11 protein-coding genes are annotated in these 12,264 nt (G+C 62.5%); 5 read left to right on the top strand and 6 right to left on the bottom strand.

Annotation, left to right across the window (positions count from 1 at the left end; all coding sequences use genetic code 11):
- Positions 1-17 precede the first annotated feature (17 nt).
- From MHY87_RS12480 to MHY87_RS12455, 6 genes are read right to left on the bottom strand one after another with little or no spacing between them, the layout of a single operon-like run.
- Positions 18-890 (bottom strand): alpha/beta hydrolase, encoded by an 873-nt coding sequence (locus MHY87_RS12480; RefSeq protein ID WP_239352155.1) that lies wholly within the window; start codon positions 888-890, stop codon positions 18-20.
- Entirely contained in the window at positions 887-1,891 is a 1,005-nt protein-coding gene (locus MHY87_RS12475) for an ABC transporter ATP-binding protein (protein WP_239352154.1), read from the bottom strand. Before MHY87_RS12475 ends, MHY87_RS12480 begins: the two co-directional genes overlap by 4 nt.
- Positions 1,888-2,871, bottom strand: coding sequence for an ABC transporter ATP-binding protein (locus MHY87_RS12470; RefSeq protein ID WP_239352153.1), 984 nt, complete (start codon positions 2,869-2,871; stop codon positions 1,888-1,890). Before MHY87_RS12470 ends, MHY87_RS12475 begins: the two co-directional genes overlap by 4 nt.
- Positions 2,868-3,776 carry an ABC transporter permease gene (locus MHY87_RS12465; protein ID WP_239352284.1) on the bottom strand — a complete coding sequence of 303 codons (909 nt, stop codon included), beginning with the start codon at positions 3,774-3,776 and terminating at the stop codon, positions 2,868-2,870. The genes MHY87_RS12470 and MHY87_RS12465 overlap by 4 nt, the downstream gene beginning before the upstream one ends.
- A gap of 2 nt (positions 3,777-3,778) precedes the next feature.
- Positions 3,779-4,756, bottom strand: a complete 978-nt coding sequence (locus tag MHY87_RS12460; RefSeq protein ID WP_239352152.1) for an ABC transporter permease — start codon at positions 4,754-4,756, stop codon at positions 3,779-3,781.
- 56 nt (positions 4,757-4,812) lie between these two features.
- Positions 4,813-6,423, bottom strand: a complete 1,611-nt coding sequence (locus MHY87_RS12455; protein ID WP_239352151.1) for an ABC transporter substrate-binding protein — start codon at positions 6,421-6,423, stop codon at positions 4,813-4,815.
- Between the two features lie 114 nt (positions 6,424-6,537).
- Here MHY87_RS12455 and MHY87_RS12450 point away from each other — a divergent pair, with 114 nt between their 5' ends.
- The 5 genes from MHY87_RS12450 to MHY87_RS12430 all read left to right on the top strand — a co-directional run bounded on the left by MHY87_RS12450 (position 6,538) and on the right by MHY87_RS12430 (position 12,203).
- Positions 6,538-7,410 (top strand): MurR/RpiR family transcriptional regulator, encoded by an 873-nt coding sequence (locus tag MHY87_RS12450; RefSeq protein ID WP_239352149.1) that lies wholly within the window; start codon positions 6,538-6,540, stop codon positions 7,408-7,410.
- A 328-nt stretch (positions 7,411-7,738) separates the two neighbouring features.
- A complete protein-coding gene (locus tag MHY87_RS12445; protein ID WP_239352147.1) occupies positions 7,739-8,515 on the top strand; it encodes a FadR/GntR family transcriptional regulator in 777 nt (258 codons plus the stop codon).
- A gap of 16 nt (positions 8,516-8,531) precedes the next feature.
- A complete protein-coding gene (locus MHY87_RS12440; protein ID WP_239352283.1) occupies positions 8,532-9,557 on the top strand; it encodes an ABC transporter ATP-binding protein in 1,026 nt (341 codons plus the stop codon).
- Positions 9,557-10,660, top strand: a complete 1,104-nt coding sequence (locus MHY87_RS12435) for an ABC transporter ATP-binding protein (protein WP_239352146.1) — start codon at positions 9,557-9,559, stop codon at positions 10,658-10,660. The genes MHY87_RS12440 and MHY87_RS12435 overlap by 1 nt, the downstream gene beginning before the upstream one ends.
- Positions 10,661-10,703: 43 nt before the next feature.
- Entirely contained in the window at positions 10,704-12,203 is a 1,500-nt protein-coding gene (locus tag MHY87_RS12430; RefSeq protein WP_239352144.1) for an ABC transporter substrate-binding protein, read from the top strand.
- Positions 12,204-12,264: the final 61 nt, after the last annotated feature.

Here is a 12,264-nt window from a genome sequence, read left to right as displayed (position 1 = left end):
ATAGAATGAGTGTCTATTTAAAGAGCGCCGACTTCCTCGGTGATCAGCTCTTTAGCCGATGGAATGCGGCCTTCGAACCAGAAGGCTGCGGCCGCGCGCGACATGGCGGCTCCGTCATGACCCACGCCTTCGACGCGGATCAACTTCCACTGGAACGGCAGGCCGAGGCGGTTGGCTTCGCGTCGCGCGAAATCATAGACGAACTGCGCGCGTGCATAACGGTGCGGCCCCTGCCTCAAGGCTTCGGCCTGGGCCGGCAGGTTCGGATCGTCGGTGCTGATATCCTGATCGCCCGCGAAGATATGCATCGGATAGGCGAACCAGCGGGCGAGATTGGCCTCGTCGAGATCGATGCCTCCAAGCCCTTCCGGAAAATTCCGCGCCAGTGTCGGCAGAGTGTACCAGCCAGGATTGGCTGCGATGACGGCTTCGAAAGATCCGTCGTCCTGGGTCGCAAGCATTCGGTGCGCGAATTGCCCGCCTGCCGAATGGCCGAAGAGCCGCGCCTTCGGGCGTCTTGTCACGCCGCTTCTCTTCAGGGCGGCGAAGACGCGTGCCGGGACCGCATAGAGCCATTTCTCGAAAGGCTGCAGGCTTCCGTCATCTTCGATGACGAGGCCGTTATTGTACGATTCAGGACCGGGGAAGTGCATGTCGGAAAAGGTCGGCGCGGCGATCAGGATGCGATGCTTTTCCGCGGCGGGAATCCAGAAATCCCGATACTCATCGCCATTGCGAAGCATGCCATGCTGAACGATGACGACCGGATCGCCCGGTCCATGATCGGCGGGACGATAAAAATTCACCTCGAGGGGCCTGTCGAGATGATGCGGATCGATGAAGGGAAGCGTGCTGCGGCCGATCTCAGGAGTAAGCGTGGTTGTCGTCATGTGTTGTCCGAATGGTGCAGGTGGCAGGCTGCGCTGCGTCCGGGCGCGATCTCTTGCAAGACCGGGCGGACTTCACGGCATTTCGCCATGGCGTGTTCGCAGCGGGGGTGGAACGGGCAGCCGCTGGGCGGCGCCAGAGGGGAGGGCAGCTCGCCTTTGAGCGGTTGGAACGCGCGCTTGCGCCGCGCTGTCGAGGGGCTCGCCGCGATGAGGGCCGCGCTGTAGGGATGCGCTGGGTCGACGAAAACGGCGGAGGCTGGTCCGATCTCGACGATACGTCCGAGATACATGATCGCGACCCGGTCGCTGATATGTCGGACGACGCCGAGATCGTGACTGACGAACAGATAGGTCAGCCCGTGCTTCTCGCGAATATCCATGAACAGGTTGATGACCTGCGCTTGGATCGAGACGTCGAGGGCGGAGACAGGCTCGTCGCAGACCAGGAAATCCGGTTTTACCGCGAGCGCGCGGGCGATGCCGATGCGCTGGCGCTGGCCTCCGGAGAACTGATGCGGATAGCGGTTGCGGTAGGCGAGATCGAGGCCGACTTCGGTCAGGGATTTGTCGACCGCCGCATCGATTTCGCTCTTCGGCAGAAGCCCGTGAACCCGAAGGGCTTCTCCGACGATGTTGCGCACCTGCATGCGCGGATTGAGCGACGCATAAGGGTCCTGAAAAACCATCTGGACCTTGAGCAGGTAATCCAATCGCTCCTTGCCGCGCAGCTCAGTGACGCGCCGTCCATCGTAAACAATCTCTCCAGCGCTGGGCCTGGAAATACCGGTCGCGATCCTGGCAAGCGTGGACTTGCCGCAACCGGATTCGCCGACAAGGCCGAGCACTTCACCCCGCGTCACGCTGAGATCGACGCCGTCGACCGCTTTCAGGACCGGCGGCGGCGGAGCGTTTCCGGTGGCTGCGAGGATGCGCTGGGCGAAGCTCGACTTGCTGCGGAAATGCTTTTTGACGCCGCGCAGCTCGAAGAAGGATTCGGTCATGGGGCGTGACCCTCGGGCACGGGGTTGTGGCAACGATAGCTGTGCCCGTTGCTCGTGACCTGCGACGGAGGATCGATCTCGGCGCAGAGGGGCAGAGCACGCTCGCATCGCGGACGGAACGGGCATCCGCTCGGGCGCGCATCGATGCTGGGAGCCGCTCCATTGATCTGCCTCAGGCGCTCGCCGGGAGCGACGTTCGTGGCCGAGGAGCCGAGCAGGCCGAGCGTGTACGGGTGGCGCGGACGATCGAGAGCGTCATCGACGGTTCCGGTCTCGACGATCCGCCCGGCATACATGACGGCAACCCGGTCGGCGAGTTCTGCGACGACGGCAAGATCGTGGGTGATCCACAGAACCGCCGTGCCGGTCTCTCGGCTGAGCTTTTGGACTTCGAACAGGATCTGGCTTTGGATCGTGACATCGAGCGCCGTGGTCGGCTCGTCGGCGATGATCAGGTCGGGCTCGTTCAGGAGTGCGGTCGCAATCGCGACGCGCTGGCGCATGCCGCCTGAGAACTCGTGCGGATACTGCTTCAGGCGCGCTTCCGGGGAGGAAATGCCGACCCGCGACAGGGCGCGCGAGGCTTCCTTCATAGCCTCCTGCCTGCTGCAGGAGCGATGTTCGAGAATGGCTTCGCACATCTGCTCGCCGATGGTGAGAACCGGATTGAGCGTCATCAGCGGATCCTGGAAGATCATCGCGATGCGGTCGCCTCGCAGATCGCGCAGGCGCTCATCGGAAGCTTGGCGCAGATCCTCTCCCTTGAACAGCACGTCGCCGGAGACGATCTCGCCGGGAGCGTCGATCAACTGAACCAGCGAGAAGCCGGTCACGGATTTTCCTGACCCGGATTCTCCCACGAGGCCCACGATCTCGCCCGGCTGCACGATGAGATCGACGCCGTTGACGGCGGGCCATGCGCCCGCGAGGTCATGAAAAACGGTTTTCAGCCCGCGAACTTCGAGCAGCGGCGACGTCATGAGCCCCTCACATTGAAGCTGCGGCGCAGGCGCTCGCCGACGAGGTTGAGCGACATGATCAGCAGAACGAGAGCGATGCCGGGAAAGGCCGCGATCCAGTACTCGCCAGAGAGCAGGAACTCGAACCCGTTGGCGATCAGAAGCCCGAGCGAGGGCTGCGTTACGGGAACGCCGACGCCGAGGAAGGAAAGCGTGGCTTCCAGCGTGATCGCGCTCGCGATGCTGATCGTGGAAACCACCAGAACCGAGCCGATGGAGTTGGGCAAAAGATGCGCCAGCATGATGTGGCGCGTGGGCAGGCCGAAATTGACGGCGGCCTCGATATATTCCTTGCGCCGCTCGACGAGCGCAGCGGCCCGCATCAGCCGGGCGTACTGTGCCCATTGCACGAGGATGATCGCGATGATCACCTTGTCGACGCCGCGCCCAATGGAGGCCAGCAGCACGAGGGCGATCAGGATTGAAGGAAATCCGAGCATGAAATCGACGACGCGCATGATCGCAGCATCGATGGCTCCGCCGAATTGCGCCGCGACGAGGCCTGCGAGAATGCCGATGGCGAGCGCGCCCGCAGTCGATGTCAGGCCGACCAGCAGGCTGGTCCGCAGTCCGTAGAGGATGGCGCTGAGCATGTCTCGCCCCTGCGCATCGGTGCCGAGCCAGTACGTGATGCCGGTCATTCCCTCGGAGCCGGGCTCAAGGCGATTGTCCATCACGCTCAACGATGCGAGGTCGTGCGGATTTTGCGGAGCGATGAAAGGTGCAAGAAGCGCGAGAAGCAGCAGCACTCCCAAGAGAATGATCGCCCCGCGTGTCGTGGGACGGCTTTTGATCCGGCGCAAAACCTTCTTGCGCAGTGCCGTGTCGGCGCCAGCCGCGAGGTTGGGGGTGATCGGTTTCGACATATTCATGCCATGTCTCCCGTCAGCTTCACGCGCGGGTCGAGCGCCGCGTAGAGAATGTCGACGAGGAAGTTCACGGCGACGAAGAGCAAGGTGGCGAGCATGACGTAGGCGACGACGACAGGGCGGTCGAGTTGATAGATGCTGTCGATGAGGAGCTTGCCCATGCCCGGCCAGGCGAACACGGTCTCGGTGATCGTCGAGAAGGCGACGAGGCTGCCGAACTCCATGCCGGCCACCGTCACCACAGGGATTAAGATGTTGCGCAGCACATGCCGCCCGACGATGCGCTTGCTGCGCACGCCCTTGGCGCGGGCATATTTGACGTAATCCTGCGTCATCGCCTCGGTCGTCCCCGCTGCAACAAGGCGGATCATGAGCGCCATGTTCGGAATGGCGAGGTTGAGCGCGGGCAGGGCGAGATGCTTGAGTCCGTTGAGCGTCAGCAGGCTCGTTTGAACGCCGAAAATGGACACTGTCTCTCCGCGTCCCGCCGTCGGCAGCCAGCCTAAGAAGACGCTGAAGAGCAGGATGAGCATCATGCCCTTCCAGAAGCTCGGAAGGGAAAAGCCGAGGATCGTGCCCGCCATGACCGCGCGGCTCGGACGGCTCTCGGGATTGAGCCCGACGAAAAGGCCGAGCGGGATGCCGACGACAGCCGCAACGCTCATGGCCAGAAGGACGAGTTCGAAGGTGGCCGGCAATCTCGCCAGGATCAGGTCGACCGCCGGAACGCCATGAACGAAGGAGCGGCCGAGATCGCCTTTCAGGGCGTTGCCCAGGAAGCCGAAATATTGCTGCCAGACAGGCAGATCAAGTCCGAGGCGCTGAATCATGGCCATGCGCTCGGCTGCGCTGACCTGCGGAGGAACCAAGAGTTCAATCGGGTCTCCGATGCCGTAGACGGCAAGGAAGACGACGACGGAAACCGCGAGCAGAACCAGGATGCTCTGGATCAGGCGCTGCAGGATGTAGGCCGTCATGCCAGGCGTTCCTATCTGCTCGCAGTTTCGTTCATTGCTGACTTATCTCGTCTTGCTTACTTCGCGGGCTTGACCTGCATGGCCATCGTGAACTGGTCCGCGCGGCCGACATATTTCAGGTTCGCCTTGTAGGCCCAGACAGTGCTTTCGAAATGCAGCGGGATGAACGCGCCGCCTTCGAGAACCTTCGTTCCGGCCTGCTGGAGAAGCTCCGAGCGCTTGGCGTCGTCGAGGGTGACGATGGCGGTGCGGATGAGCTTGTCGAACTCCGGATCGGCATAGCCGCCGTAGTTCGAGCCGCCGATGGTCTTCGCCTCGTCCGGTGTCGCGGGCCACTGACGCAGGAACGACGAAGCCTCGCCGCTCGTGGAACCCCAGCCGCCGATCGCGACGCTGAACTCCTTCTTGGCGCGGCGCGGGAAGTAAAGCGCGCGTGCCATGGCGTCCACGTCGGAACGAATGCCGACCTGAGTCAGATATTGCGCAACGGCCTGAGTGATCTGGCTGTCGTTGATGTAACGGTCATTGGTCGTCGACAGCGTGACCTGGAAACCGTTGGGATAGCCAGCCTCGGCCAGAAGCTTCTTCGCCGCAGCCGGGTCGTAGGCGAGCTTCGGCGGATTGGACAGAGCGCCGAACATGCCGGTAGGCAGGAACTGATAGGCAGGCTCTGCCGCACCGTCCATGATGCGCTTGATGATGGCGTCACGGTCGATGGCAAGCGACATCGCCTTGCGCACGCGCGGATCCTTCAGCGGGTTCTTGCCGTTCTCTGCCTTCACGAAGGGGCTCGGCTCGCGCTCCACATCGAGCTGGAAGTAGATGACGCGCGTCGAGGGCGTGATCACGTAGCTGAAGCGCTTGTCGTCCTTGATGCGGGACACGTCGCGCGCGGCGGGATTCTCGATCACGTCGTAATCGCCGGCGAGCAGGCCTGCCAGACGCGGACCGGCATTGGGAACCGGCACGAAGGTGACATTGGCCCAGGGCTCGGCGGGGCCCCAGTGCTTGTCATTGCGCTCGAGTTCGACGCCCGTGCCCTTCACATAGCTCTTGAACTTGTAGGGACCGGTGCCGATGGCGAGCTTGCCGTCGTTGAAGTCGCCGACGACCGGCCATGTTCCGGTGACGCCGCAATTCTTGGCCGGGTCGAAGGTCAGCTTGTCATGCGGGACGATGGACGAGCTCAGGATGGCGACGGCCGAAAGGAAATTCGGCAAAAGCGGATCAGGCGCCTTCGTGGTGATGACGATGGTGTGCGAATCAGGTGCCTCAACAGCCGTGAAGTTGCCGGTGATGTCGGCAAACGAGCCTGCAATCGCCGTCTCGTTCTTCAGGGTCCGGCAGAAGCTGAAGATCACGTCGTCGGCGGTGAAAGGCTTGCCGTTCGAGAAGGTCACGCCCTGTCGGAGCTTGAAGGTCCAACGGTTTTTGCCGTCGTTCTCCCAAGACGTCGCGAGGCTGGGCATCACCTTCTGCTTTTCGTCCTGCTTGGTCAGGCCGTCGAAGATATGCGCAGCCAGGGCATTGTTCGGCGTCAGATCGTGATAGTGTGGGTCGATAGCGGTCGGCTCCGAGCTGAGCGCGATCTTGAGGGACTGAGCCCATGCAGGTGCGCTGAGCAGGCACGTGCTGGCGACAAAGGCGAATATGATAGGCTTACGCATTGGATTTTTCTCCGGTTCCCGTGAGACTGCCTTTTTGACAGATTTATTTTCGCAAATTAGAAATCATGAAAATTTTCTGACGTCAATCAGTGGGCCAATCAGCAGGAAAACCCCATGTCGCAAGTCCTGAAGCCGACGACCGATCTGGCCAACCGGATTGCTCAGGTTTATCCGTCGCTTAGCGGCACCCACAGGCGCGCGGCGGATTTCGTGCTGCAGAACCCGCTCGAGACGGCGACAATGACGATTGAGGGTTTTGCCGAACGCAGTGGCGCCTCCACAGCGACGGTGACTCGATTCGTCCGCGCTCTCGGTTATGGCGGTTACAGTGAGTTCCGGGCGGCGCTCACCGCTGCGCTCCGGCTCGCCATGGCTCCCGTCGACAGCCTGGCCGATGCGCACAGCACGAAAAGCTCCGCCTTCTCGACTTTCGTGACGGCCATCAAGGATCAGGCGGCCAATTTGGACGAAGCCCTTGCGGCAATCGACGAGGAAACCTGCTCCCGGGCCATGGAAGCGCTGTTGCGCGCTCGCCGGATCTTCATCGTCGGGTCGGGAGCCAGTCACCATGTGGGGGCTCATCTTGAGGAGGGTTTGACGCTCTATCTCGACGCGAACGTGATCTTCGCGTCCTCACGCGGCGGGCCTGAGAAAGCGATCCGGCACATCATGAATGTTGGAGCGGATGATCTCGTCCTTGCTATCTCCCTTCCGCGCTATTCGCGCGGCACCGTCGATCTGGCGAAGCTCGCCAAGAGCCGCGGAGCGACGGTGCTGGCGTTGACCGACGCGCCGAGTTCGCCGCTTGTCCCCATTGCCGACATGACCTTCTTCGCCCCGGCAAGAAACCGGCTGCTGCCGAATTCTCCAGCGGCAACCTTCGCGCTCGCCGATGCCATCGTCGCCGCCGTCGCTCGGGAACGGCCCGATGCCGTGGCCGCCTTGAAGGAACTCAGCGAAAGCCTTCTCTGGACGTTTTATCAGTGAAGATCCAACGGGATCGAAAGCCTTCCGCCAACAGGGTCCGCGACTGACCAACTGATCGAGCATGAAGGCGGGTATCACTGATTGCATCAACCTGCCTGCTCTCGACCTTCTACGGGTCCGATACCGCCACCGTGCTCGATGTTATGCGCCCGTTCCCGACGCAGGAAAGCTGCCGGGTACATATTCGACTAACGAACCAGTATGAAACCAATTGCGGATTGGTTTCGCGCTGGTTTAGCATAGCCTTCAAGAGGTTCGTGATTGCGGGTGGCACGTCTATGATCCGGGCTCGAGGCAGCATTATTGGTTCACAAGGGGGCACTGCCTCGTGGCGCCATCTGATACCCTGTCGGACAGTTCGAATGCCGCCCTCGAGCGGCTGCGTGCGCTCCTGGAGGAGGGCTCTTTCTCCCAGGATCAGCGGCTTCCGCCGGAGCGCTCTCTTGCAGCGCAGATCGGCATCGGCCGGCGCGCTCTGCGCAGGGCCCTCGAAGTGCTGGAGGCCGAGGGGCGGATCTGGCGGCATCAGGGCAAGGGGACGTTCCTTGGCCCACGCCCCACCGAACCGCACATCAACTTGGAAGAATTGTCGAAGCGCACCCATCCTCTCGAAGTGATGGATGCGCGGCTGGAGATCGAGCCGTCGCTCGCCAGGCTTGCGGCTTTGCGCGCCTCCAACGGCGACGTGGAGCGCTTGGTGCGGCTTGCCGACAAAACCGCCGAGAGCTTCGACGCGGATGGCCGCGAGCTTTGGGACAGCGCGCTGCACCGGGCTATTGCTGAGGCTTCGGGCAACAGTCTCCTTCTCGCGATTTTCGACCTGATCGACCGCGTCCGCCAGGATAGGGCCTGGCAGCAATTGCGCGAAAGGGCTCGCTCCGAAGAGCGGCAACGCATTTACGTCGACCAGCACCGCCGCGTCGTGGCCGCCATCGCACAGCGCGAAGCGGGTGCTGCCGAGCACGCCATGCGCGAACACCTCGCATTCGTGCGGGATGGCCTCCTGAACGTCATGACGAACCTGCACGCCGACAAGAGCGATGCGCCTCTCGTGGAAACCATCATGTCCATAACCGACAAGAAAGAGCTTCAGCATGGCACGTGAGGCGACGCAGCAGACCATGAGCCCTATCCATGAAGGCGCTGCATCTGCTGCCGAACGGCCTTTGCTCAGCGTAAAGGGATTATCGGTCCGCTTCGACGGTGCGCCGAAGGGCGTGAATGTGGTGGATGATGTGTCCTTCTCCGTCAGCAAGGGAAAGACGCTCTGCATCGTAGGCGAATCCGGATGCGGCAAGAGCGTGACGTCTCTTGCCCTCATGGGGCTTTTGCCGACGCCGCCCGCGCGCATCGTTGCGGGTTCCGCTCTCTTCGAGGGACAAGACCTTCTCACGCTCTCCGAGCGCGAGCGGGCGGATGTGCGCGGCGACCGCATGGCCATGATCTTTCAGGAGCCGATGACGTCGCTCAATCCGGCCTTCACCATCGGGGACCAGATCGCGGAAGGCATCGTACGGCACAAGAAGGTGACCAAGGCCGAGGCCATGGAGCGCGCGCTCGACATGCTGAGGAAGGTGCGTATCCCCGCGCCTGAGAAGCGGCTTCGCGCCTATCCGCACGAGATGTCGGGCGGCATGCGCCAGCGTGTGATGATCGCCATGGCGCTCGCCAACGATCCGCAGCTCCTCATCGCCGACGAGCCGACGACGGCGCTCGACGTGACCATCCAGGCTCAGATTCTCATGCTCATACGCCGCCTGCAGGAAGAAACGGGAACTGCCATGATTCTCATCACGCACGATCTTGGCGTGGTGGCGGAGGTCGCGGACGAGGTGGCGGTCATGTATGCGGGGCGCGTTGTCGAAAGCGGCTCCGTCGAGGCGATCTTCGAGAACCCGCAGCATCCTTATACCATCGGCCTCATGGGCTCCGTACCCTCGCTCGGCCGCCGTCAGGGACGTCTCGCCACGATCCGCGGATCTGTGCCGCCGGCGGAGCTGATGCCGAAAGGCTGCCGGTTCACGCCACGCTGCCCCTTCTCCGACAACCGCTGCGCGACCGAACCGCCGCCGCTGACCGAGATCGACCCGGGCCATCGGGCGCGTTGCTGGTATGCGCCTCTCGAACAGCATCGTGGGATAGCGTGATGAGCGTGATTCCAATGACCAACGACATCATTCTCGAAGGCATCGACCTGACGAAGCATTTCGGCGGCGGCGGTCTTCTGTCGTCTCCCACCGTGGTGCGCGCGGTCGACGGCGTTTCCTTAAGCGTCCAGCGGGGCGAAACTTTCGCCATCGTGGGGGAATCCGGTTGCGGCAAGTCGACCCTCGGCCGGCTTCTTCTGCGTCTCATCGAGCCCACGGGCGGCGACGTGCGCTATGAAGGCAAGTCGATCCTCGGTCTCAACAAGAGCGAGATGCGTAAACTTCGCCGCGAAATGCAGATCATTTTCCAGGATCCGTTCGCGTCCCTCAATCCACGCATGAATGTGGGCGACATCATCGCCGAACCGATCTGGCTTCATGGGCTTGGACGAGGCAAGGAAAAGCGTGAGCGCGTGGCCGATCTCATGCGCACCGTGGGGCTTATTCCCACTCATACGGATCGCTATCCGCACGAGTTCTCCGGGGGGCAGCGCCAGCGCATCGGCATCGCCCGGGCGCTTGCAGGCGACCCGAAGCTGATCATCGGCGACGAGCCTGTCTCTGCGCTCGACGTGTCGATCCAGGCGCAGATCATCAATCTGCTTGAAGACCTGAAGCAGCGCTTCGGCCTCACGCTCGTGATCGTGGCGCACGATCTTGCCGTAATACGCCACATGAGCGATCGCGTCGCGGTGATGTATCTCGGCGAGATCGTCGAGCTGTCGGAAACGGACGAACTCTTCGACAATCCGCTCCATCCTTATACGCAGGCTCTTCTCGCGGCGATCCCGATCCCAAACCCCATGAACCGTCAGCCGAAGGCGCTGCTGCAGGGCGATGTGCCGAGTCCGGCGGCACCGCCCTCCGGCTGCCGGTTCCATACCCGCTGCCCGCATGCCCGTCCGCTTTGCAAGGAGCAGCATCCTGCCCTTGAGGCGGCCCCCGACGGCCGAAAGGTGGCATGCCATTTCTGGCGCGAGATCCAGGGCGCAGGCGCTGGCTCCATCAGCGCACCGTCTCAAAGTGCGGCGCTTTCCAAGCGCTTGGCGCTCTATCGAACTTGGCGTGAACGGCAGGACAATCCCGTCACGACGAGCCCCTGAACCAAGTGAAACAAATCCAGAGGAAGACTTGGAGGACTATGGAATGAAGAAAAGACTGCTCCTGGCCGTGGCGGCCGGGCTCCTCGCGAGCACCGCCGCCTCCGCACAAACCCTGCGTATCGGCCTCAACGAAGACCCGGACGTACTCGATCCGCATCGCGCGCGCACCTTCGTCGGCCGTATCGTTTTCACGTCACTGTGCAACAAGCTCGTGGACATCACGCCCGATCTGAAATTCGCGCCCGAGCTCGCCACCGAGTGGAGCTGGAGCGACGACGGCAAGGCGCTGACCTTCAAGCTGCGTCCGGGCGTTACCTTCCATGACGGCGAGAAGATGGATGCCGCCGCGGTGAAGGCCAATCTCGACCGCGCCCGCACGCTGCCCGATTCCTTGCGCAAGAGCGAGCTGACCTCGGTTGAGAGCGTCGACGTGGTCGACGACCTGACGGTAAAGCTCAACCTTTCGCGACCCGACGCGACCTTGGTATCGCAGCTCTCGGATCGTGCCGGCATGATCCTGTCGCCGAAGGCGATGGCTTCCGCCGATTTTGGCCAGAAACCGGTCTGCTCCGGTCCCTATAAGTTCGTCGAGCGCGTGCAGAACGATCGCATCGTACTGGAAAAGTTCAAGGAGCATTGGGACGCCAAGAGCTTCAACTTCGACCGCGTCGTCTTCCAGCCGATTCCGGACACGACGGTCCGTCTTGCGAACCTCAAGTCGGGCAATCTCGATATGCTCGAGCGCCTCGCGCCGAGCGACGTGCCTGCCGCCAAGAGCGATTCCAACCTGGTCTTCGCGCCCGTCACGGGCATCGGCTATCAGGGCATCACCATCAACACCAATAACGGCGAGCGTGCGAAGACCCCGCTCGGCCAGGACAAGCGCGTGCGTCAGGCGCTCGAGCTGTCCATCGACCGCAATGTGATCAACGAGGTGGTAGGCGCCGGCATCTATCCGCCTGCGGGCCAGCCTTTCCCGGCGGCAAGCCCCTACAACAATCCGAAATTCGCAGCAGGCCAACGCGATGTGGCGAAGGCGAAGCAGCTCCTGAAGGAAGCTGGCGTCGAGAAAGTGCAGTTCGAGCTGACCTTCGGCACAAGCACTACGACCCAGCAGATCGCGGAAATCGTGCAGGCCATGGCGGCCGAGGCGGGCTTCGAGATCAAGTTGCGGCCGACCGAATTCGCCGCCATGCAGAAGGAAGCGCAGGCCGGCAATTTCGACGCCAACATCATCGGCTGGTCGGGCCGCGTCGATCCCGACGGCAACATCCACGCCTTCGCGACCTGCAAGGGCGCCCTGAACGACGGGCGCTACTGCAATGCGGAAGTGGACAAGCTGCTGAACGAGGCACGCTCCATCAACGATGAGGCCAAGCGCAAGCAGCTCTACGATTCCGCTCAAGGAATCCTGAAGGACGACCTGCCGATCATCTACACCTACTACCAGCCCTGGCCCTTCGTTCTCTCGAAGAAGATGCAGGGCTTCAAGCCCTATCCGGACGGCATGATCCGCCTGAAGGGCGTGAAGCTCGGCTCGTAACCGATTGACGAACCGCGTGCCCGGCTTTACCGGCCGGGCACGTCCTCCTGTTCTTCTCGCG

Origin of the sequence: Microvirga sp. ACRRW, assembly GCF_022346925.1 — a bacterium.
Taxonomy (GTDB): domain Bacteria; phylum Pseudomonadota; class Alphaproteobacteria; order Rhizobiales; family Beijerinckiaceae; genus Microvirga.
The sequence above is the reverse complement of the archived record's forward strand: the minus strand, read 5'-3'. Positions and strand labels throughout refer to the sequence as shown.

What these genes read in the sequence shown, in the direction of transcription:
- MHY87_RS12480 (WP_239352155.1), bottom strand. Translation starts at nt 890, where the DNA reads ATGACGACAACCACGCTTACTCCTGAGATCGGCCGCAGCACGCTTCCC.
- MHY87_RS12455 (WP_239352151.1), bottom strand. Translation starts at nt 6,423, where the DNA reads ATGCGTAAGCCTATCATATTCGCCTTTGTCGCCAGCACGTGCCTGCTC.
- MHY87_RS12450 (WP_239352149.1), top strand. Translation starts at nt 6,538, where the DNA reads ATGTCGCAAGTCCTGAAGCCGACGACCGATCTGGCCAACCGGATTGCT.
- MHY87_RS12435 (WP_239352146.1), top strand. Translation starts at nt 9,557, where the DNA reads ATGAGCGTGATTCCAATGACCAACGACATCATTCTCGAAGGCATCGAC.
- MHY87_RS12440 (WP_239352283.1), top strand. Translation starts at nt 8,532, where the DNA reads ATGAGCCCTATCCATGAAGGCGCTGCATCTGCTGCCGAACGGCCTTTG.
- MHY87_RS12465 (WP_239352284.1), bottom strand. Translation starts at nt 3,776, where the DNA reads ATGTCGAAACCGATCACCCCCAACCTCGCGGCTGGCGCCGACACGGCA.
- MHY87_RS12430 (WP_239352144.1), top strand. Translation starts at nt 10,704, where the DNA reads ATGAAGAAAAGACTGCTCCTGGCCGTGGCGGCCGGGCTCCTCGCGAGC.
- MHY87_RS12475 (WP_239352154.1), bottom strand. Translation starts at nt 1,891, where the DNA reads ATGACCGAATCCTTCTTCGAGCTGCGCGGCGTCAAAAAGCATTTCCGC.
- MHY87_RS12470 (WP_239352153.1), bottom strand. Translation starts at nt 2,871, where the DNA reads ATGACGTCGCCGCTGCTCGAAGTTCGCGGGCTGAAAACCGTTTTTCAT.
- MHY87_RS12460 (WP_239352152.1), bottom strand. Translation starts at nt 4,756, where the DNA reads ATGACGGCCTACATCCTGCAGCGCCTGATCCAGAGCATCCTGGTTCTG.